Origin of the sequence: Streptosporangium sp. NBC_01755 (assembly GCF_035917995.1) — a bacterium.
GTDB lineage: Bacteria > Actinomycetota > Actinomycetes > Streptosporangiales > Streptosporangiaceae > Streptosporangium.
Map to the genome: position 1 here is coordinate 925,185 of NZ_CP109131.1, position 21,413 is coordinate 946,597.

At 71.4% G+C, this 21,413-nt stretch carries 14 protein-coding genes; 4 read left to right on the top strand and 10 right to left on the bottom strand.

Annotated features, from left to right (window positions below; genetic code table 11):
* Positions 1-95 precede the first annotated feature (95 nt).
* Both OG884_RS03925 and OG884_RS03930 read left to right on the top strand, forming a co-directional pair.
* Positions 96-1,079 carry an ATP-binding cassette domain-containing protein gene (locus tag OG884_RS03925; protein ID WP_326642222.1) on the top strand — a complete coding sequence of 328 codons (984 nt, stop codon included), beginning with the start codon at positions 96-98 and terminating at the stop codon, positions 1,077-1,079.
* A 213-nt stretch (positions 1,080-1,292) separates the two neighbouring features.
* Complete coding sequence (locus tag OG884_RS03930) at positions 1,293-2,057, top strand: ABC transporter permease (RefSeq protein ID WP_326642224.1); 765 nt, start codon at positions 1,293-1,295, stop codon at positions 2,055-2,057.
* A 77-nt stretch (positions 2,058-2,134) separates the two neighbouring features.
* Here the strand turns inward: OG884_RS03930 and OG884_RS03935 are convergent, their stop codons facing one another.
* Positions 2,135-3,148 (bottom strand): cytochrome d ubiquinol oxidase subunit II, encoded by a 1,014-nt coding sequence (locus OG884_RS03935; protein WP_326642226.1) that lies wholly within the window; start codon positions 3,146-3,148, stop codon positions 2,135-2,137.
* A gap of 4 nt (positions 3,149-3,152) precedes the next feature.
* Entirely contained in the window at positions 3,153-4,556 is a 1,404-nt protein-coding gene (locus OG884_RS03940) for a cytochrome ubiquinol oxidase subunit I (RefSeq protein ID WP_326642228.1), read from the bottom strand.
* A gap of 418 nt (positions 4,557-4,974) precedes the next feature.
* On the opposite strand from OG884_RS03940, the gene OG884_RS03945 reads away from it, so the two are divergent.
* Positions 4,975-5,808 carry a GNAT family N-acetyltransferase gene (locus tag OG884_RS03945; protein ID WP_326642230.1) on the top strand — a complete coding sequence of 278 codons (834 nt, stop codon included), beginning with the start codon at positions 4,975-4,977 and terminating at the stop codon, positions 5,806-5,808.
* A 159-nt stretch (positions 5,809-5,967) separates the two neighbouring features.
* Here the strand turns inward: OG884_RS03945 and OG884_RS03950 are convergent, their stop codons facing one another.
* The gene (locus OG884_RS03950) at positions 5,968-10,338 is read right to left on the bottom strand and encodes a hypothetical protein (protein WP_326642232.1); all 4,371 of its coding nucleotides are present in this window, start codon (positions 10,336-10,338) and stop codon (positions 5,968-5,970) included.
* Positions 10,339-10,354: 16 nt separating this feature from the next.
* On the opposite strand from OG884_RS03950, the gene OG884_RS37395 reads away from it, so the two are divergent.
* Complete coding sequence (locus OG884_RS37395) at positions 10,355-10,930, top strand: pentapeptide repeat-containing protein (protein WP_442811712.1); 576 nt, start codon at positions 10,355-10,357, stop codon at positions 10,928-10,930.
* On the opposite strand, the gene OG884_RS03955 is transcribed toward OG884_RS37395, so the two are convergent.
* The 7 genes from OG884_RS03955 to OG884_RS03985 are packed head-to-tail and all read right to left on the bottom strand — an operon-like array spanning position 10,851 to position 21,410.
* Positions 10,851-12,209, bottom strand: a complete 1,359-nt coding sequence (locus OG884_RS03955) for an ATP-binding protein (protein ID WP_326642234.1) — start codon at positions 12,207-12,209, stop codon at positions 10,851-10,853. The two genes, OG884_RS37395 and OG884_RS03955, sit on opposite strands and share 80 nt — an antisense overlap.
* Positions 12,209-13,507, bottom strand: a complete 1,299-nt coding sequence (locus tag OG884_RS03960) for a contractile injection system tape measure protein (RefSeq protein ID WP_326642236.1) — start codon at positions 13,505-13,507, stop codon at positions 12,209-12,211. The genes OG884_RS03955 and OG884_RS03960 overlap by 1 nt, the downstream gene beginning before the upstream one ends.
* The gene (locus OG884_RS03965) at positions 13,504-15,729 is read right to left on the bottom strand and encodes a methyl-accepting chemotaxis protein (RefSeq protein ID WP_326642238.1); all 2,226 of its coding nucleotides are present in this window, start codon (positions 15,727-15,729) and stop codon (positions 13,504-13,506) included. Before OG884_RS03965 ends, OG884_RS03960 begins: the two co-directional genes overlap by 4 nt.
* A 3-nt stretch (positions 15,730-15,732) precedes the next feature.
* A complete protein-coding gene (locus OG884_RS03970) occupies positions 15,733-16,557 on the bottom strand; it encodes a hypothetical protein (RefSeq protein ID WP_326642240.1) in 825 nt (274 codons plus the stop codon).
* Complete coding sequence (locus tag OG884_RS03975; RefSeq protein WP_326642242.1) at positions 16,547-18,268, bottom strand: hypothetical protein; 1,722 nt, start codon at positions 18,266-18,268, stop codon at positions 16,547-16,549. The genes OG884_RS03970 and OG884_RS03975 overlap by 11 nt, the downstream gene beginning before the upstream one ends.
* A complete protein-coding gene (locus OG884_RS03980; RefSeq protein ID WP_326642244.1) occupies positions 18,265-21,015 on the bottom strand; it encodes a baseplate J/gp47 family protein in 2,751 nt (916 codons plus the stop codon). Before OG884_RS03980 ends, OG884_RS03975 begins: the two co-directional genes overlap by 4 nt.
* A complete protein-coding gene (locus OG884_RS03985; protein WP_326642246.1) occupies positions 21,012-21,410 on the bottom strand; it encodes a GPW/gp25 family protein in 399 nt (132 codons plus the stop codon). The genes OG884_RS03980 and OG884_RS03985 overlap by 4 nt, the downstream gene beginning before the upstream one ends.
* Positions 21,411-21,413: the final 3 nt, after the last annotated feature.

Sequence of the window (21,413 nt, forward strand, 5' to 3'; positions counted from 1 at the left end):
CCGGATCGCGTGGGCAAAGATGAATCATCTCCAGCCGACCCCCGACCAGGGCTTTCTTCGGCATGCCACCAACCACCCACCCCGAGGAGGGGACGATGATCCATGCCCGAGGGCTGACCCGGCGATTCAAAATCAGAAAAGGAAGCGTCGACGCCGTGCGCGGCCTCGACATCGATGTGGAGGAGGGCCAGTTGGTGGCCTTCCTCGGCCCGAACGGCGCGGGCAAGTCCACCAGCCTGCGCATGCTGACCTCCCTGCTCCCGCCGACGTCGGGAACCGCGACCGTGGCGGGCTGCGATGTCGTGTCGGATCCGGCCGGGGTCCGCGCCCGCATCGGCTATGTCGGCCAGAAGAACAGCGCGGGTGAGAACTTTCGCGTCCGCGACGAGCTGGTGACCCAGGCGCGCTGCTACGGGCTGCGGCGGGCCGAGGCGCGGCGGCGGGCCGACGAGATCCTCGGCCTGCTGGACCTGGAAGCGCTGGCCACCCGGAAGCCCGGCACCCTGTCGGGCGGCCAGCGCCGCCGCCTCGACATCGCCCTGGGGCTCATCCACCGGCCCGGTCTGCTTTTCCTGGACGAGCCCTCGACCGGCCTCGACCCGCAGAGCCGCGCCAACATCTGGGAGCACATCCTGCGGCTGCGCGAGGAACACGGCACGACCCTCTTTTTGACCACCCACTACCTGGAGGAGGCCGACACCATGGCCGAACGGGTAGTGATCATCGACCACGGCCGGATCATCGCCGACGGAACCGCCGAGCGACTGAAGGGCGACCTGGCCGGCGACCGCGTCACGATCACCGTCCACGACGAGCCGGGGGCGGCGAGAGCCGCCGAGGTCGCCGGGCGGATCACCGGGCCGGACGCGGTCACCGTCGACGGGAGGACGGTACGGCTGCGGGTGCCCCACGCGGGCGCGGCGCTGCCGGAGTACCTGCGGTACCTGGAGTCGTCGGGGGTGAAGGTCGCCACCGCCGAGACCGCCCGGCCCACCCTGGACGACGTGTTCCTCGCACTGACCGGCCGCAGCCTGCGCGAGAGCGATGAGAACCAGGGGACCGACCCACAGGACGCCTGACCGTCGGCGACGCTTTCCCCCGCACTGGCTCCCCCGCGCTGACCGGCCGCGAACTGAGCGAGAACCACAGGCCCGACACGCATGACCCGCGCGACGCCTGACCGTCGGCGACGCTTTCCCCGCACCGGTTCCCCCCACCGGTTCCCCGCGCTGAACGGCGAAAGCCACAGGCCCTCCGTACAGCACCCCTCCCCCGGTAAGAAAGGCCACCCCGTGAGCGTACGACTCTTCCTCCGTGACACCTCGACCGTGTTCTCCCGCGAGTTCGTCCCCGTACTACGCGAACCCCTCGGCCTCCTCTTCACCATGAGCCAGCCGCTGCTCTTCCTGTTCCTGTTCGGCCCGCTGCTCACCGGAACGCAGAGCTTCGGCGGCCAGGACTCGCCATGGCAGTGGTTCGTGCCCGGCATTCTGATCATGATGTGCCTGTCCGGGCCGATGATGGCCGGGTACTCCCTGCTGGTGGAGCTGCTCGGCGGCTCGATGGAGCGCATGCTGGTCACCCCGCTGAACCGCACCGCGATGCTGGTCGGCCGGACGATGAAGGAGTTCGTGATCCTGCTGGCCCAGGCCGTGCTGATCATCGCGCTCGCGGTGCCGCTGGGCTTCCGTCTGCACCTGCCGGGGGTACTGACCGGGCTGGCGATACTGGTCGTGTTCGGGATCGGCCTGGGCTCGCTCTCCTTCGTCCTCGCGATCGCGTCCAGTCCGAGCGGCAACCTGTTCTACGGGGTCACCCAGCTGGTGCTGTTCCCGCTGATGCTGCTCTCCGGCGTGCTGCTGCCGATGGACTTCGGCCCGGGGTGGCTCCAGGTGGTCGCCACCCTGAATCCGGTCTCCCACATCGTCGAGGCGGAGCGGGCACTGTTCTCCGGCCGTTTCGCGGACACCTCGGTGCTGTACGGGACACTCTGGGCCTGCGTCGTCGCCGCGGTGGGCCTGGCCATGGGCACCAGGGCGATGCGCCGCGGCATCTGACACAGCGCCCTCGGGAGCTCGTGACGCGGCTTCGATCACCCACGGGTGCCGCGTCTCGACGTCCCGTACCGGCTCGCTCAGCCGGACGTGCCGGAACGGTACGACCAGCGTCCCTGCAGCAGGAACAGCAGGATCAGGGAGGGCACCAGGAGCAGCGCCCCGACGGCGAGCGAGATGAGCGTCGCGGTCAGCACCGCCGGATGCGCCGCGGCCTCGTGCACCGTGAGGGACGGCGGGAGCATGAGGGGGTACTGCGCGAGCGGCCATCCCCACAGCACCGCGGTGACGGCCAGCGCGCCGGTGATCCGGACGAGCGTGAAGTTCCGCCGCCACAGCAGGACCAGGGAGAGCAGTCCGAACACCGCGCTGGCGATCACCAAGGGCAGTGCCCGGTGGGTGAGGCCGTCGAACAGCCGGGGCGCGTCCGCGCGGAGCACCGCGATGCCGGCGAGCGCGACGACTCCGACGCACAATCCCATGATCAGCGCCTTGGTCCGGAAACTCTCCGCCAGGTGCGGCATCCCCGCCCGCACCGCGTCGTCGCACAGGTAGATCGCGGCCAGGTAGGCGCAGACGCCGACTGCGAGAACCCCGCCCAGCATGGAGGTCGGGTTCAGCCAGCCGGTCACGATGTTCCCGGCCGCGAGCCCCTGCGGCACACGTCCCGAGGCGACCCCTCCGGCGGCGGCGCCCAGGAAGAAGGGGGTCAGCACGGAGGAGATCGCGAAGGCGGCACCGAACAGGCGTTTCTGCCACAACTCCGTGGCGGCCTTACGGAAGGCGAAGGCGGCCCCTCGGGCGATGATGCCGAATGCCACCAGCGTCAGCGGGATGTAGAGGGTCGACATGACGGCGGCGAAGACCGGCGGGAACCCGGTCCACATCATGACGAGCACGAAGATCAGCCAGACGTGGTTGGCCTCCCACACCGGCCCGATGGAGTGCTCGATGAGGTTGCGCTCCGGCATACCCTTCCTGCTGCGCCCGGCCAGCAGATCCCAGACACCGCCGCCGAAGTCGGCCCCGCCCAGCAACGCGTAGCAGGTCACGCCCACCCACAGCACGAGCAACAGGATCTGCGCCGGATCCATCGGATCAGTCCCGTTCCTGAGGAGCCTGCAGAAGTTCCTGAGGAGCCTGCAGAAGGAGCTCGCGGGGTGCTCCTTCTCCCACGACCTCCTTTGGTTCACGCGCCAGGCGCCGCAGGACGTAGACGATGGCGATGGTGAGGAACAGGTAGACCAGCAGGAGGGCGACGAGCCCCAGCCACAGCCCGGGGGCGGGATTGACCGCGTCGGCAGTGCGCAGCCTGCCGTACACCACCCAGGGCTGCCTGCCGACCTCCGTCACGATCCAGCCCGTCTCCACCGCGACGACGGCGGCGACCCCGGAGATGGCCGCGAGCCTCAGAAACCACGGCGAGCGCGGCAGGTCGCGCCGCCGCCACCACGCCAGGGCGAACCAGGCCGCCATCAGGAGCAGGAAGAAACCGATCCCCACCATCGTGTCGAAGGCCAGATGCACGGGGTTGACCGGTGGGCGCTCGGCCACAGGCACGATGTTCAGTCCCTGAACCACGGTATCGGGGTGAAAGCCCACCAGCATGGAGAGGCCGTAGGGAATGTCCAGCGCGTAGCGCAGCTCGTCGTTCACCACGAAGCCGCCGATGCTCAACGGCGCACCGGCGCGGGTCTGGAAGAGAGCCTCCGCGGCGGCGAGCTTGACCGGCTGGTTGGTGGCCAGGAACCTGGCGATGAAGTCGCCCACCACGATCTGGAGCGGGGCGAATATCGAGGCGAGCGTGAAGGGCACCAGGAATCCCAGCCGGTGATAGCGGTCGCGCCGTCCGCGCAGCATGGCCACCGCGTAGACCGCCGCGACGAGGAACCCGGCGACCATGAACGCCGCCACGATCATGTGCGTCGTCTGCAGCGGCGTGGCCGGGTTGAACATCGCCCGCCACGGGTCCACGCTGGTGATCCGCCCGTCCTTCGCCTCGAACCCGACCGGCTGGTTCATCCACGCGTTGGCCGACACCACGAAGAACGCCGACGCCGTCCCCGCGATCATGACGGGAATCCCGGTCAGCAGGTGGATCTTGGGCGGCAGCCGGTCCCAGGAATAGAGGTAGATGCCGATGAAGATGGCCTCGATGAAGAAGGCGATCCCCTCCAGCGCGAAGGGGAACCCGATCACCTGACCGTAGGTACCCATGAGGCCCGGCCAGAGCAGGCCCAGCTCGAAGCTGAGGACCGTTCCCGAGACCGCCCCGACCGCGAACAGCACTCCCACGGCCCTGGCCCACTTGCGGGCCAGCCGCATGTAGTTGTCGTCGCCGGTGCGGATCGCCCGCCACTCGGTGAACACCAGCAGGACCGGCATGCCGACCCCCATGCACGACAGCACGATGTGCCACCCGAGTGACACCGCCATCTGCAGGCGCGCCGCCAGCAGATTCGTCGCGCTCGCCGCCTCGGCCAGCGCGCCGAACGCCGTCACGGTGCGTACACCTCAGCGTGCGCGACGTGGTGCCGGACATGAGCCCGAACGGTCTCCCCGCGCATGCCCCGCCACGCTTCCCACACCTGAAAACGACCTCTGACCTGCATGAAGGCGCTTTTCCCTGTACGCGTAAGCCACAAACGACGGAAGGTCACATCCGCAGATCGGGTGCGAGATACCGTGCCGGGAACCGGTCACGGCGAGAGAGCACGACACCGCCCGGGCGTTCCCTCCGGCCGGTCACGGCGGGAGAGCACGACACCGCCCGGGCGTTCCCTCCGGGAGGTCGCGCCCCGTGTCGCCCGTATGCCCGACGGGAACAAACACCGGCGAGACCCGTCCCGAAAGGAATCCATATGCTCGCCGACCCGCACCGCAGCCCGAAGCCCGTGACGGCCGGCGCCCGGTGATCACGGTGGACACCGGGCCGGTCGTGGCCGAGGCTGAGCGCCAGTTCAGGGCCGCCGAGCGCCGCGGCGGGGTCGAGGTGCGCGAACTGCACCAGATCAGCGAGTTCAGGCAGGTCTTCGCCCTGTACGACGACATCTGGCACGCCGATCCCGGCAAGGCGCCGATCAGCACGGAGCTCATGCGGGCGATGTCCCACAGCGGCAACTACGTCACGGGCGCCTTCGACGGCGCGAGGCTGGTCGGCGCCTGCGTCGGTTTCTTCGCCGACCCCGTGGGCACGGCGCTGCACTCCCACGTGACCGGGGCGCTGCCCGGCCGCGGCATCGGGTTCGCACTCAAGCTGCACCAGCGCGCGTGGGCGCTGACAAGAGGGCTGAGCACCGTTTTCTGGACCTACGACCCGCTGGTGCGCCGCAACGCCCACTTCAACATCGCCAAGCTCGGCGCGCGTCCCGAGGAGTACCTCGAATCGTTCTACGGCCCCATGGCGGACGCCATCAACGCGGGCGACGAATCCGACCGGCTCCTGGTGGTCTGGCGGCTGACCGAGCCGCGCGTGGTGGCCGCCTGCTCGGGGACGGGGAAGCCGCCCCTCGTCCCCGACGAGGCGAGGGTGGCCCTGGCCGCCGAGGGCGATCGCCCGGTCAAAGGCACGACGGGCGGGCGGGTGTCGCTGGTCCAGATCCCGCGCGACGTGGAGATGTTACGCCGTACCGATCCGACCGCCGCCAGGGCGTGGCGGCACGCGACGCGCGACGTGCTCGGCGGGCTGATCGGCCAGGGCGCCCGCGTCACCGGGTTCACCTCCGACGGCCACTACATCCTGGAAAGACAGTAAAGATCACCGGTGTCGAAGCCGACGGGAAACGACGAGAACGCTACGACAGATCGCGGGACAGGCGGCGCCTGACGACGTGTGCGCTCCCGCGGTCAGCCGTCCGCCCGGCGTTCCGACCGTCCAAGCTCACCGTTGGCGCAGAGGGTCCGGGCGCGCTCCTCACGAGAGACTCCCGGCCAGCTTGTCGAAGTCGGCCACCACCAGCTGATACTGATTACGCTGCAGTTTGGCGATCTCAGCGATGGTCATGCCCGGCACCCAACCCGTTCCCTCGACCCGGATGTCCACCCCGAGTTGCAGATTCAGCTGCCATGGCTTGAGAGAGTCCGTGGACCCGTCCCAAAGCAGCCGGTACGGCAGCTCAGCGCGAAGATCGGTGACGAATTCACGGGGAGTCGCCTTGTAGTCGCGCCAATCCCGGAAGAACTCCCGCAGCGTGTCGTGGAAGTACTTGGTGCCCGCCGTACCGGCCGAACGCTTTGACTCGCCAGGCAGGGACGCTGTGTTCACGTGCGCGCCGAGGCTCGGCTTGACGATGGGACGCGCGGGCTCGGCATCCCTGTACTCGATGCCGATGATCTCGCCGATGCTCCACATGACGTAGTTGGTGGGCGACCTGAGTTCGTGCAGGACCCGGAGCCACTCTAGGCCGCGCGCGATGTCCCCCTGCTGGGCGATCCGGATGGCGTGCTCCAGCACGTTCCGGATGTAGTCGACGGGGATCCATTCGTGCTTGCCGGGCGCCAGACGCCGCCACTCCCCGACGACCCACTGGCGGCTCTCCCCTCCCGTGCGCCAGATTGCGTTGAACTGCGCCCAGGTCATCGGGCCGCCGGTCGGATGGCGGATCAGCCCTTCGAAGAACTGGCGCACGCCGCCCACCTGCTGCACGGCGGCGACCAGGTCCGGGTGCAGGGTCCCCCCGACGAACGGCACGAACCGCCCGTAGGGCTTTGCGCTCACGTCGTAGGCGATTTGGCCGATCTCGTCGTGGACATGCTTGTCGAAGTCCGGGGTGACCACCTGCTGACCGGCGGTCCGCAGCGCCTTCGCCGCGTCGTCGCCAAGGATCTGCAGGAAACCGCGCCACACGAAGTGCGGCGGGTCGGGAGGGCGGGCCTTGAAGGCATAGTGGGCGAACGTCTGGGAATCGACCTGGCGCTCGCCCTTTCCCATCCGGAAGTACGGCAACAGCGCCTCGTGCGTGCTCTGCTGTTCGGTGTAGGCGAGCGCGTTGTGGTCGGTCCCGGCGAACAGGTCCCTCGAGTAGACGTTCACCTCGTCCGGCTTGGCGATCTTCGGCCGCTCGATCTGCGCCCTCCACCAGTTATCGTGCACCGTGTCGCCGAACTGCCGGCCGAACCCTGGCAGCAGTTCGGCGATCTCCGGAAGCCTGTCCTTCCCGGGCGCGCCGAAGAGCTCGAACAGCTGGTTGAGCAGCCGGGCCATGATCTGCTGTTGGCGTTCCAGCGCGTCGTCGGGCAGCGGCTGCACCTTTCCTCCGGGTTCGGCGGGCAGCTTCTTCGCGGCTTCGCGGGCCGCGACCAGTTCCTCCAGTACCGCCGCGGCGGGGTCGAGTTCGGTGCGTACGTGGCCGATCAGCTCCCGCGCCTGGGCCAGCTTGAGGTCATCGCCGGCGAACCTGGCCGGCGCCTCGCTCTCCCACTGGGTGATCCTGTCCTGCAGCCGCGTCGGGGAGGAGGACACCATCAGCTCGCCGTGGTCTCCGCTGACCCGTACCCAGTGCCGGTGGGTCTCCCCGCCCGCGACAAATGTGATCGACGTGCCGGGTTCCTGATCCTCGGCCCCCTCGCCTTCCTTCTCATCGTCGTCGAGCCCAAGCGCGGACAGTAGCGCGCGGCCCTGCCGTACCAGCCATTCGATGACCGACTCGACGATCCGCAGCACGTACGCCTGGAACCTCTTGATGACTTCGACGACCTTCTCCGGCAGGTCACCAAGTCCGACCATCTCAGCCAGCAGATCGATCACGATCGGCAGCAGCGTGGCCAGCGAGATCTCCACCGCGGTGGCCATGCCGCCGATGTTGCCGGCCAGGATGTCCGCAGCCCCGTTCGTGATCGTCTCGACCAGCCGGAAGATCGACGCCGCGTTCTCGAAGACCCACTTCAACACCTTGTAGATCAGCTCGATCGCCTGGAGGACGGCGCCGGCCGGGTTGAACAGGCCGAGGATGCGAACCGCCACCTGTTCGACCATCGTCTCGACGACGTAGGAGATCGCGGCGTCTTGGATCTGCTGGAACAATGTCGCCGGGTCGAGCCGCTCACGCAGCATTTCGAGGATGCCGCCCGGACCGCGCTCGATCAGCGTCGAGATCAGCGACCATGCCTGCTCGATCAGCGCGACGTTTTGCTCACCGATGTGGCGTACCAGGATCTCTCGGATGTTCGCCCAGCTCAGGCCCATCAGCTGGAGTGCGAAGGTGATGATGCTCGAGATGGAGAAGTCGGCGGGTAACTGTACGCCGACCGAGCCGAGGCCGCGGAACAGCCAGTCGAAGAAGCCCTTCAGCAAATGCGTGCCGAAGTTGTCGAAGAACTGCTGGAATCCCTGCGCGAGAGCGGCGACGAGGTTGTTGCCGAACCGCCGCGGGTCGTCGGCGATGTCGGAGAGCACCTGCTGGATCCGGTCGACCAGCGCCCAGAACGCCTCCGGCGGAATGCCGACCAGGCTCAGCAGCCCGTTGATGACCGCCCGGATCGGGTCGTCGAGAAACTCCTCGATCGCGCTGATCACGTGGCCGATCAAGCCGCCCGCGGCCTCCCGCAACGCCTCCACCTCGCGCTGCACCGCGGAGACCGTGGTGACCGCCTCACGGGTGATGTCGCGTGTGAAGCCCTCCCGGGTCTCGGCCACTCGGGTGTGCAACCCGTCCAGCCGTTCCTCGAACGCCGCCCGCTCCTCCGCCGCCCACCCCTGCAACTCGGCGGGCAGCGATGTGAACAGCTCGTCGATCCGCCGCCGGGCGTCCTCGATGATCGCCTCAGCCGCGGCGATCACCGATTGGACGTCGGTCGAGATCTCCAGCAGCAGGCCGCAGATCCGGTCGCCGAACAGGCTCTCGGCCCGGTCATACTCCTCGACGACCCAGCCGGGCAGTCCGGCGAGGGCGTCCCAACCGGCGACGATGGTCCCCGTGACGCCCTCGTGCCGTTCCTCGATCCAGCGCGCCACGCGATCCAGCGCCTGGCGGAACTCGGTCGAGTGCCGCTCCACACCCGCCCGCCAGGTCTGCATGGCGGTCTGGGTGAGCGGAGTGAGCAGGGCGGTCACCTGGCTCTGCGCCCCGTCGAAGATCTGCTGGGCCTGCCGGCCCACCGACTCGCGGGTCTGCTCCTCGTCGCCGACCATGCCGGTCTGCCGCGTGGTGACCCCGGCGACCGTACCGGCTCGCGAGGTGGCGAGCACCTCCACCGCTCGGGACTGCAGCTCTGCCATGCTCGCGCGAGCCTGGTTGAGCGCCTCGTCCTGCTTGGCCAGCACCTCCGCCGGGCGCGTGCCCGCCATCTCGCCGAGCTCGGCCTGTCCCTCCCTCACGCTGGAGAACGGCGGCCCCTTGAGCGGCTCGCTGGCCGGCCGCTCGATGCCGGAGTCGGCGACCCGCTGGTCCAGGTCGGCTCGGTCATGATCCAGTGAGACGTCCTCGGCCGGAATGGCGTCCGGTACCGCGGCCGCCGCGTCGGCATCGGGGGCGGGCGCCCCGGCCGGCGGCGGCGTAACCGGTTGCCCGGTCTGCTGCGGTGTTCCGGCCGGCTGCCCCTGGATCGCGTGGTACTCACCGGAGACCCGGGACGCGTCGCCCTCGACGGCGGTGTTGAGCGACTGCCCGGCCTCGGCCGCCATCTTCGCGGGGTCCGCCTTGACCAGGTGCGTCTCGTCGACCGGGCGCCGTTCCCTGATCGCACGGCGAATGTCGCCGCAGAGCTGGAGGATCTCCGGGCTGGGTGCGGGCCGCTCCCCCAGTGTCTCCGTGAGCGCGGCCTCGGCCCGTGCACTGGTCTCCTCCGCCGGCTCGGTGACCGCCCCGCGCGCGGCTTCCGTGCTGGCTTCGGCGTCGGGCAGGTCGGCGGCCGCCGCCGCGGCGCCTCGCAGGCCGCCGATCACACCGCCCATCCGCGCCTGCGCCGCCGGGGAGGGCTCTGCCGGGGCGGGCGGCATGTGCAGCGGGACTTCCCCTGCGGGCTGGGCCTCTCTTCCCGCCCCCACTGCCTCAGGCCCGACCTCGGTGGAAACCGGTCCGGCCGTGGCTGGTTCCGGCGCTGCCGTGGCTGGTTCCGGCGCTGCCGTGGCTGGTTCCGGCGCTGCCGGCGCGGGCGCCTGGTCGCCCTCGGCGTCCGCCTGCTCCCTGGGGGCGGCATCCACCAAGGGGTCCGCCAAGGGGATGGCCTTGGGCGCCTCCGGCGCGCTGGGAGGTTTGAACGTCACCGCCGGAACGGGCACGGCGGTGGCGGCGGCCGGGTCGGTCAGCTCGCTCGCCTCCCGTACCGGCCCGGCCTCGACGGGCATCGGGCCCGCCGCCTCCATGACGGGCGCGGCGCTCTCAGGCGCGGCGCTCTCAGGCGCGGCGCTCTCAGGCGCGGCGCTCTCAGGCGCGGCGCTCTCAGGCGCGGCGCTCTCAGGCGCGGCGCTCTCAGGCGCGGCGCTCTCAGGCGCGGCGCTCTCAGGCGCGGCGCTCTCAGGCGCGGCGCTCTCAGGCGCGGCGCTCTCAGGCGCGGCGCTCTCAGGCGCGGCGCTCTCAGGCGCGGCGCTCTCAGGCGCGGCGCTCTCAGGCGCGGCGCTCTCAGGCGCGGCGCTCTCAGGCGCGGCGCTCTCAGGCGCGGCGCTCTCAGGTGCCGGCGCCTGGGCCGGTCCCGCCACTTCGGACACGGTTTCCGCGAACCCGGCCCAAGCCGGCCCGCCGGCGGGAAGCGGCACCGGGAATCGGGCCGGGGCGACCGGAACGGACACTCGGCCGGCTGGTCCGCGGCCCCCTTCCGTCGCGCGGGCGGTGGCCGGGGCCGGGGCACGCCCCATGACGATCAGCCTTTTCCGGGCGGCGGGGTGCGACCGCTCTTGGCGAAGGCCGCGCGAATACCGCTCACGAGGTATCCGGCCGTGACCACCTGTCCGTTGGCGGCGGCGAGGTAGGCGGCGTCGAGCGCCGCGTCCCGGATCTCCGCGCCGGTCAGAGCGTAACGCTCGGCGAGACCGGCGAAGTCGACGCCGTCGGCGACCGGCAGCGCGGCCGGCAGCACGGCCCGCCACAGGGCCAGCCGCTCGGCGACGCCGGGGGCGGGGAACTCCACCTGGAGATCGATTCGCCGGGCGAACGCGCTGTCCAGGTTGCCGAGAAGATTGGTGGTGAGGATCACCACTCCGCGATGCCGCTCGACGCGCTGCAGAAGATAGCTCACCTCCTGGTTGGCATAGCGATCCCGGGCGTCCGACACCTCGGTGCGGCGGCCGAACACCGCATCCGCCTCGTCGAAGACGAGGATGCAGTCCTCCTCCTCGGCCCGGTCGAACACCCCGGCGAGGTTCTTCTCGGTCTCACCGATGTACTTGCTGACCAGGGCTGCGAGGTCCACCCGGTAGGCGGGGCGCCCGGCCGTACGGGCGAGGACGGCGGCGGCCATCGACTTGCCGGTTCCCGGCGGTCCGTGGAAGAGGATGAGCGTGCCGCGCACGCCGTCGTGGCGCCGGGCGAACCCCCAGTCGTCCAGCACCCGCCCCGCATGCCGGATGCGGTCGAGCGCGGCGGTCAGCTGCCGACGCGCCTCGGCCGAGACGATGAGGTCGGCCATGGTGTGCGCGGTTTGCAACCGGGTCGCGGGAAAGCCCGCCGACAGCTCGGGCTCGGCGCGGGTGCCACCGGTGAGCAGAGCGACGAGGTCGCGATGCGGCCGCACCTGCCCGACGAGCGGCCCCGCGTCCACCGCGTCCATTTCGATCAGCCGCATGCCTCGCAGCCGGCCGTGTGGTCCGAGCAGTTCACTGGCCGCGAGCCGACCGGGGAACGTGCGCGCGGTAAGAGTGCGCACCACCTCGCCGGTCAGATGCGCCACACCCGGCCTGTCGCTCAGCAGGCTGTAGTACACGGCGAACTTCTCGTCGATCTCCGGCGCCACCGCGGCCACCACGGTCAGTGCCTCGGCCGCACTGAGCGGGCACTGTCTGACCAACGTGGCGAGCGGCCCGTCTCCGGCGTAGGCGCCGGTCCCGGGAATGCCCTCTGTACCGGGTAGCCCGAGCGGCCGGCCGAGCAGCGCCTGCCCGGCCTGGCGCGGATCGGAGGTGCGGATGGCGTACGCGCACCGCTCCTCCAGGCGGAGCGCCACCACGGCCTCCAGCGCCACCAGTGCCCGGCGCAGCTCTTCGGCGTGCTCGGCGGACAGCATCACGTCTCCGCGAACCGGATGTGGATGGCGGGCGTCCACGGCAGCCGCACCAGGCCGAGCGGGTACGGCAGCCGCGTCAGGACGGGATCGAGCGGCATCCGGGTCAGCAGGACGGCGACATCACCGCCGGGCTCGCGGACTAGCCACGCCGGCCGGACGATGAACTGCGCCCGGATGAAGTCCGGAGTCGATCCCTCGAACCCGGCCAGCGCCCCCGCGAACGCGCCCAGCACCCACGATTCCCCACCGTCTGAAAGGCTCCCGGGCGCCGTCGCCGCCCTATGGTGATCGGCGGCACCGGCGAGGCAGGTGACGAGCGGGTCGGCGACGAGTTCGCCGGTGTCCTCCGGATCGGACAACATTGCCAGCGCCATCCGTCGCGCGTCCGCCGCGGCCAGGTCCGGGCGGGCGGCGACGGCGTCGTTCAGGTACTCGGCCAGCCACGGGTACAGCAGCACGAGCCCGCCGACCCGGGAAGGCTGCGGCTCCGCGGTGGTGGGCCCCCTCTCGGTGAGGCGGCGCAGATCGGTGGCGACCAGTTCGGCAGACCGGTCCGCGTCGCCCGTGGCACCGGGCCTGGCGGCCGCGGCCCGCCAGGCCGTCGTCCATGTGGCCGGTGCCGAGGAAGCCGGCTCCTCCACGGGCGCGCCCGCCGAGGCGAGGCCCGGCTCCGGCCGGCCGCCGGGTCGTGGTCCGGTGACATCGGGCCGGGGAGCCGGGCCCTCGGGCGGCGCCGTCCCGGCGGCCGGGTCCCGAACGGCGGCGAGCGCCGTGAGTACAGCGGTGCGATCCACCGGGCCCAGGACGGCCCGCAGCCGGGCAAGCCCCTCGGGCTCCGCGACCAGCGACCGGGCCAGCAGAATGAGCGCCTGCGGGGTCAGCCGGACGAGCCGTGCGAGCACCTCCGCGACGGCCGGCGGCGTCGTGGGCCCAGCCTCGGTGAACGGGGCGTCCGTGGTGATGCCCCCGGGCCGGCGGGCAGGATCCGGCCCGACCGGCGAGGGCTGAGCAGCCAGGCGGGCGGCCAGCGCGAGTCGGATCCGGTCTGCCCAGAGGATGGCCACGGTCTCGTCGTCATAGTGTTCGGGGTCGAAGGCGAGCGGCACGACCAGACGGTCGACACGTACCGGTTCGCCGCCCGCGTGGTCGGCCGCGAGAGATCCGAGCGCCCGCTCCAGCGCGGCGGGCAGCCGCTCGGCGGCGAGCCGGGCGAGACGGGTCCGTATTCGCAGCGCCCGTGTCTGATCCTCGAACGTCACGTGGCAGCGAACGCGAACCCGTCCCAGCTCGATCGTCATCGGCCCCCCTCTCCGAGCCGGCCGAGCAGGGTCTCCGCGGCGCCGCGGATCTCGGCCATCGCCTCGTCCGGGAGCCCCGCCTGGGCCGTCGCGCCGACCAGCGAGCGCACCAGCGTCGCTATCGCCGCGCGGTCGCTCACCACCAGTGGCTCCTCCTGCCCTGCCCGGGCGACGAGGAGGCTCAGCGCCTCGTCCCCCCGGGCCAGCTCCTCCCTTACCGCGGGCCGGCGCCGGGTGGTCGCCACGGACTCCACCGACCGGCGCATGACCCCGAAGAAGTCGACCAGCCCCGCGTTGACGTCCCGCTCAGGCGCCAGCCCCTGCTCTTTGCCGGAAAGCCGGATCTTGTACAGCTCGTCGATACGGCCGTCAACACGTGAGGCCGTGTTCAGCGCCCCCTCCATATCGCGCCCCAGCCGCCCCGTCATGCTCTCGGCCAGGGTGATCCGCTCCGCGAACGTGTCCATCCGCCCCCGCACCTCATCGGCGGTACGCGAGACGACACCGGACAGCTCGTCCGCCCGCACCGCGATCCCGTCGATACGAGCGTTCACCGCCGCGACGGACGTCCCGAACGCGTTGATCCTCCCGTGCAGGCCACCGACCTCGGCCAGGAAGCCGGTCACCTTACCGCCCAGTTCCATCACGTCGGCGGACACCCCGGTGATCTGCGTGGCGAACTCTCCGACCCTGGCATCGGCCGCCGTGGCCACCGTGCGGGCCTCCCGCGCGGCGCCGAGGGCTGTGCCCGCCGCTTCCCTGGCCCCGGCGACATCGGCTCCCGTGCTCTTCAGCACCTGCTGGTTCGTGACCCGGCCGGTCGCGACGATCTTGTTCTGGTTGTCCCGGACCAGCACGATCGTGTCTCCGAGGCTGACGGACGACTGGGGGGCGAAGCCGGGAAGGGCAGCCGCCTCCGCCAGGGTCAGCACCCGCACATCGGGGGTGACGTGCTGGCCGGAGATGACGTCTTTGAGAACGGCCCGCGTACCCTCGGCGAGGGCGCCGACAGCCGGGAGCAGCGAGATCACACCCGCTTCGGCGAAGTCGACCGGGTCGATCGCGTACAGCACGTCGGGCTGCGGCGGGACCGGCGGTTCGAAGGGCTTCCTGTACGGCGACTCCTGGACGTAGATGTCTTTCCAGCCCGGCGGAAGCCTCTCGGGCGGGTGCACCCAGTCGAAGCAGTCGGTGGGGATGCCGCGGTACAGGTTGCGCGACGCGACGACCTTGTTCGTCTTCCGGCAAATGTGGAAGTCGCCCCAGGCCGGCGGCGTCGACGGCGGGTCGGCGGGGGCGGGGACGGCCGGCTCGGCGTAGCTGCGCACCAGCGCTTCGAAGCGGTTCCTGAGCAACTCGCACGGATCGTCGCAGCCGCCGCCGAACAACGCCGTCACCAGGCCCTCGGACGGCTCGAAGTCATGCCGGTACCGGCAGTCCCACACCGGACTGCCGGCCGTGACATGCAGCCAGCCGAGCGCGACGCCGGGCCGCGTGGCGTCGCGCAGGCACGTGGCCGCGTGCAGGGATCGGCAGCGGAGCAGGTCGAGCGCGGCGAAGAAGACCTGGTTCAGGAAAGCCGCCCGGTACATCCGAATGGCCGGCAGGACCGTGTCCGGGATCTGGAGCCCTGACAGGCGCGACATGACCTCGGGAGGGAGGACCACGCCTACGGCCACCAGCCGGTCGAGGATCGCGTCGCGCAGGTGGATGAAGTCGCCCTGCACGCTCCCGCCGAGAGTGATGGTGAGCGGGATCTCTTTCAGCAGCAGTTCAGTGGAGAAGTCGACGGCTCCGACGATCAGCCGCCCGGCGACGAGAACGACCTCGGCCCGCCGTACACCGGTCGAGGCGTGCCCCTCGCAGCCGTTCTTCTCGCACTGCGACGCCTCCTCCACCGTGTCGGTGATCACCAACACCGGAGTGACCCCGCCGGGCGCCGGATCGATGAAGTCGAACGTCTCGTCCCGAGCCGCGGTCCCCGCGGCGACCGTGAACGGGGTGTCCAGCAACAGGCCGTTGCCGGCCTGGTCGATCGCGAGCCCCGGGGCGATCCGCAGGTCACTGCCGACGACCTTACCCGACAGGCCGCAGTCGATGCCGAACCCGATCAGCCTGGCGACGAGGCGATCCTTGCCGTCGAGGAAGTCCCGCAGCCGGTTGAGGTCGTCCTTCGTGAGGGTCTGTCCGGCCGCGAACACCGGGTAGCGCGCTTCTGCCATCCCTCATTCCTCCTCGTCGCTCGGCAACCAGCCGACATCGAGCCGGTCGATCGCTCGTCCCTCGCCCACGCATTTCCACACCCGGACACCGTTTCGGTGCTCGACGAAGTCGACCATCGAGCAGAGCAGCCTGCGAACCTGCTCGCGGAATCTCGCTATGGCCTCCGGATCCGCCCCCGGGCCCGGCACCGCACCGAGCGAGAAGTCCGGGCGTGCCCAGCAGAGCCGCATCAGCACGTGCGCGGGGGCGTACCGATCCACGAACAGCGCGGCCTCCGCGCGTACGGCGGCGTCGTCGAAGCGGGTCCCGGCCGGCACGATGAGCGTCGCCCGCAGCGCCGGATCCGGCCCGGTCTCACCCGCGGGGCCTTGCGGGGTGCCGTACTTGTAGTGTTCGAGCAGCACCGGGCGCTCGGCGGCCACCTTGATGTCGAACCACAGGCAGAACCAGTCGGCGAACCCTCGGGGAGTACCACGCCGCCGCCACAGCCTGGCCGCCTTCCCAAGGAAGACACGCCTGCGCGCCAGTCCCACACCGGGATCGGACCACGAGGCGGGAAGCACGAATCCGAACCAGGTGGCCAACTCGTCGTACAGCTCGGCGAGCCGGCCCAGCACCACGTCCCCGCCCGCCTCCGGCGAGGTGCCCGGCGGCCACACCGAACCCGCGGGGCTGAGCCAGGCGGGCAGGTCGGCGAGCCGGTCGAGGTACGCCCGGTGCAGCTCGTCCGCCATCCCGAGGAAGCCCTCCACCTGCGCGAAGCTGTCGGCCTCCGCGGCGAAGACGGCGGGTAGGTGGGCGGCCACCGGGGTGTACTCAGCAGCCATCTCCGCACTCCTCCCGCAACTCAAGCCGGATGGTCAGGCACTGGTGGCCGCCAAGAAACGGCACGCCGTTGGCGGCGAGCGGCAGTTCCTCCGCGTGCCAGGTCGCGCCACCGGTGGCGTCGTCAGTGGTGGTGTCGTCAGTGGTGGCCGCCAGGTCGTCCACGCCGAGCACGCCGGGATCGCGCATGATCACCTGGACCAGCTCCGCGATACGGATCGGCTCGCCCGGCCACCAGCCGCCGGATGGTCCGGTGGCCACAACACCCGGACTCGGCCAGGGACCGTCCAGGTCACGCGGGTAGCCCGGGTCTGGCGACGACACCGCGGTCTCCGGCCGCCCCGCCGCGAACAGCAGCTTGATCCGGTCCAGCGCGCCGTCAAGCACCTGCTGCCGGGACGATGACACCGGCACGTAGATCACCCCGCGCAGGGTCACCCTGCAGTACTCCAGAAGAGCGGCGCCCACCTCGTCACAGATCATCCGCCGCGGCGCGAGCCGGTCAAGGTCCAGGTGAACCGGCTCGTACGGATCGTCTATCTCGGCGGTCTCGCCCGGCCCCGCCAGCGCCTGGCGGAGCACGGACGTGAGGAACGCCCGTCGCCGCGGCTCCGTGTCGAGTGCTTCAGGGTCGTCCGGCTCCACCAGCAGTGTGATCGCGCCGAGCCGGGACGCGGCGGTGCCGACCGAGGTGCCGTCCCAGGCGATTCCCGGCAGCACGGCCGGGACCGCCCACACGCGGCGTACGGTCACCGGCCGGGAGGGGATGCTCCGGTCGACCACTCCGGCCGCCAGGCGGGCATAGTCGCCGGTGGTCACCGGCTCGACCGTGCGGACCTGGAGCGGATGCGGCGGCCAGGCCGTTGTCTCGCCGTCGCCCCGCTCCCAGTCCTCCGGCCGGGCACCCGGCGGAGCGGGATGGAGGCCGAGCGCGTCTCGCGCCTCCGCCGCGTCGAGCCCGAACTCGCCGGTGAGCGCCGTCTCCGCGGCCATCCGGTCCGCGGCGGCCGCGACCAGCTCGCGGACCCGGCCGGCGGCCTCGTTCAGTCTGCGGGCGAGGTCGGCGCGCCGCCGGTGCCGGGCGACCGCCGCCAGCTCCTCGTCCCAGAGACGCGGTCCGACGCCGGCCGCACGCAGCGCCACGGCCACGGCGCTCCCGTCGGAGGTGCCGCCGCCGCTCACGGTGGCGGCGACGGTGGCGATCACATCGGAGTCGTCCAGCGCGACGGCCAGCACGAGTGGGGCGCGCAGCAGCCGTACGGCGGCGCGGACCTCGGCGGCGACGAGCCCGGGTGCGGCGTCGGCCACCGCGCGCTCGGCGTCCAGCGGCGCGCCCACGGTGCGCACAGCGGCGCGGACGTCTCCGGGCAGCCCGGCGAGCGCGTCCGCGAGCGCCCGCAACCGTGTCGGATCCGCGGGCAGTGGCACACCGCTCCAATGGCGGCCGGGCACCTCGCGATACAGACCGACCTCGGCCGACCAGCCGTCGAGGGCGCGATTTCCGGTGCGATAGTGCAGGTCCGCGACCGCCCACAGCATCGCTTCGAGCAACGTGATGCCCGGGTCACCGGGGTTGTGGTCAGTCCAGGCCGGGGCGAGCTCGGGCAGTCGCCCGAGCGCCTCGGCCGCGAGCGCGGCGAAGTCCCGGTCCGGAGCGGTCGCCGAGGGAACGCCTAGCGGCGCCGGCAACGGCATGGGCGGCTGCGCGGTCATGTCAGTGCCTCCGAGAGAACGAGCTCATGGTCCCCACCGGAGGCGATCAGCCCGCGGCACGGATCGACGCTCACCCGGGCGGCGCCGTCGTGCGGCGGGAGCAGGCGGAACTCCTCCACGTGATCCACCTCTGGGCGTTCCTCCAGGAACACGACGAGCGACGACGGGTAGAAGGCGCGGCCGAAGTCGGCCGAGCCCCGGCCGCCCGGGTGCAGTCGGGCGTCCAGGACCGCGGCGAGCGACTCGGCCGCCTCCGCCGCCGCCACACCGGATCTCAGCCGGATCTCGGCGTGCACTCGTATCGGCTCATATCTCGGGCAGAGGACGCTGAGCCTGGCATGCGCCGAGAGGACGCCGGCCAGCCGGTCGGCGATACGAGCGGCCAGCGTGACGCTCGGGTAGGGGAGCCGGTCGGTGGAGTACGGCACGACGACAAGTCCCACCGCACCAGGCTCCGCGCAGCCGTCCGGCCCGGTGTGCGGCAGGCAGCGTACGGTGGCGACCTCGGGGAACTCCGTGGCCACCAGGGACTCGTAATCCCACGGTTGGACGGCGCGGTTACGGTGCCGCACCACCGCGGCGGCGCGCAGCGTATAGGCCGCGTCGTCCTCGGTGGCCCGGCCGGGGGTCCCCGGGTCCGGGTTGGTCACCTTGACGCCGGGCGACGGAGTGCGCAGCCCTTTGAGCTCGCCCGCGGCCAGGGGGGTCAGCGGCGTGCTGTCCAGCGCGGCGGCGGGCAGGTCGGAGCGATATCGCGCGGTCACCGCGTCCACCCGCACCACGACCAGCTCGCCGACGAATCCGGGGGTGGTGGTGCGCAGCCGCACCCAGCGCCCGGTGTCGGCGGACTCGTCGGGACAGCCCTCGTCCCAGTCACGTGGCATCACGAACCGGATGAGCCCGCTCTGGCGCAGCCCCGCCGTACCGTCCAGGACTGGCAGCCGACGCCACGCCGCGTCTGTCGTCCAGTACTCCCAGACCGCGTCGTGCGCCCGCCCGGCCGAGGCGCACGAGGGCGCCTGGCTGAGCCGCACGTACCACGAGAAGCCGGAGCCCGGACTCGGCCGCGGGACTGTGAAGCCGAAGGCCACCGTGCCGACCGCGCCGCCGCTGGTGTCCAGGGGCTGCTTGAACGGCCGCAGGACCTGAGCGGGCAGTGTGAACCGCCAGGTGGCATGCCCGTTCCGGGTCCGCAGGTCGGTCACGGTGACCGGCGCGGTGCGGTACCCGATCACCACCGACGAGATCGTGGGCGGAGTGGGCGCGATGAGCGTGCCCGCGCCGACCGCATCGCCGTTGGCGACCGCCTCGGCGAAACCGGCCACCCGGGCCATGTAGTCCTCCCATCCGAAGTCGCCGCCGGAAAGGAACAGCCGGACGAAGTGGCCGGCCACCCCGGCGATCGTCCCCGGGTCCGACAGCGGCGCGTTCCCGGCGCCGACCGCGGCCGTGTGAACGCCGTACAGTTCGGGGGACCCGGTGAAGAACGTGCTCCACGAACCGGCCGTGTGCCGCTGCCAGAGCAGGTGCGGCTTCGGCGGGTCATAGACGAACTCCGTGAGCGTGAGCCTCTGCGACTTCAGCCAGCCGCCGAACCATTTCTGGTACGGCGCCCAATAGTCGACCGTGTACATCGAATGGGTGGCCTCGTCCACCAGCGTGAAGCTCAGCGTGAGACTGTCCAAGGGCTTGCCGAACGCCTCGTCGCAGCGTAGGTAGAAGCTGTCACCGCGCCGAGGTGCGGGACCGAACGGCTGGAACTCGCGGCTGACGTCGACCTCCCCGTCGCCGTAGAACCCCCCTTGCGGCCGGACACCGGACCGTTCCAGGGTGACCCGGATCTCACCTGTCTCGAACGTGTACGCCACGTGGCGCGGGGTGTCGCCGCGGAAGGACGCGCGCAGGAACGTACGCGGTTCCCCGGCCACGTCCATGGGCCCGCAGCCGCCGGTCAGGGTCAGCCGCACCTGGGATCCGGCGCAGGTGACCGCGCCGGGGACGGCGTCGGCGAGCCCTCCGGGGGTGGACCACTGCCAGTGCAGCCCCGCCAGCCTGGTCGCGTCCCTCCCCGGGAAGGTCAGCGTCACGGTGGCGGTTCCGCCGCCGCTGAAGGTGATCGCGTCGGTCACGACGTCGAAGTGGTGTCCGGCCGGGTCACCGCCGAACGGCGCGAACGGGGTGGCCGCATCGGCCCAGTTCGCGGCCGTGTCCAGGCCCGCCTCGGCATACGTGCCGTGCACGGCGAGGAGGCCGGCGCCGTGCACGGTGAGGGTGTCGGTCGTCAGGTAGGTGCGTTCCGGGCCGGCGGCGGTCCTGCCGCCGCGCAGCTCGGTTCCGCCCGGTAGCACGACGCCGCGCGACGCGGCGCCGGACGGGCGGGCTTGTGAGGACACGGAGGGAAGGCTGACGACGGCGACCACCTCATCCGGCTCCATCGGGCGCCGCGGGATGCCCAGCGTGTCCGCGAGCCAGGCCAGCCGCGCCCGGTCGGGCAGCCGCGCCAGATGCCCGCCCAGCCCCTGTTGGAGCTCCGCCGCGATCGCGAGCAGGGCCTGGGACGGCTCGGCGGGATCCGCGAGCACGTCCCCGGCGAAGAGCATGCTCGCCCAGGTCTCCGAGGCCGCGCCACTGTACGGCGGCTCGGGGACGGTCGCCGCCGCGGCGGCCGAGCGGGCGAGTTCCGCGACGATCTCTTCGTAGGTCCGCTGGTCCGGCCGGTAAGGGCGAGGAGGGATGGCGGCCGTCATCGTTCCTCCCGGTAGAAGGGCAGTACGAGGTTGACCGGCCGGCGGTGCGAGTCGATCCGGAACTCGACCGTCACGTCGATCCGGTTCTCGTCGGTGCCGGCGGGGATCGCCTCGACCCGATCGACGATGATGCGCGGCTCGAACCGGAGCAACGCCTGACGCACCTCGAAACCGAGCCGGTAGCACGTCTGCTGGGTTCGTGGCTCGAAGACGTGCCTGCCCGCGTCCGCCCCGAAGTCCGGCCGCATCACCCGCTCGCCGAGGGCGGTGCGCACGATCAGGCCGATCGACTGCGCGACCGTCTGTTCCCCGCTGGTGGTCAGGGCGGCCCTGCCTCCGGTCCAGGTGACGGGAAACCGCCACCCGGCGCCGAGGTGCGGATAGTCGGAGTTCACAGC

Coding starts and splice junctions, on each gene's coding strand:
- OG884_RS03950 (WP_326642232.1), bottom strand. CDS start 10,338: ATGCCCGTCGAGGCCGGGCCGGTACGGGAGGCGAGCGAGCTGACCGAC.
- OG884_RS03955 (WP_326642234.1), bottom strand. CDS start 12,209: ATGCTGTCCGCCGAGCACGCCGAAGAGCTGCGCCGGGCACTGGTGGCG.
- OG884_RS03935 (WP_326642226.1), bottom strand. CDS start 3,148: ATGGATCCGGCGCAGATCCTGTTGCTCGTGCTGTGGGTGGGCGTGACC.
- OG884_RS03925 (WP_326642222.1), top strand. CDS start 96: ATGATCCATGCCCGAGGGCTGACCCGGCGATTCAAAATCAGAAAAGGA.
- OG884_RS03960 (WP_326642236.1), bottom strand. CDS start 13,507: ATGACGATCGAGCTGGGACGGGTTCGCGTTCGCTGCCACGTGACGTTC.
- OG884_RS37395 (WP_442811712.1), top strand. CDS start 10,355: ATGACGGGCGCGGCGCTCTCAGGCGCGGCGCTCTCAGGCGCGGCGCTC.
- OG884_RS03980 (WP_326642244.1), bottom strand. CDS start 21,015: ATGACGGCCGCCATCCCTCCTCGCCCTTACCGGCCGGACCAGCGGACC.
- OG884_RS03965 (WP_326642238.1), bottom strand. CDS start 15,729: ATGGCAGAAGCGCGCTACCCGGTGTTCGCGGCCGGACAGACCCTCACG.
- OG884_RS03975 (WP_326642242.1), bottom strand. CDS start 18,268: ATGACCGCGCAGCCGCCCATGCCGTTGCCGGCGCCGCTAGGCGTTCCC.
- OG884_RS03970 (WP_326642240.1), bottom strand. CDS start 16,557: ATGGCTGCTGAGTACACCCCGGTGGCCGCCCACCTACCCGCCGTCTTC.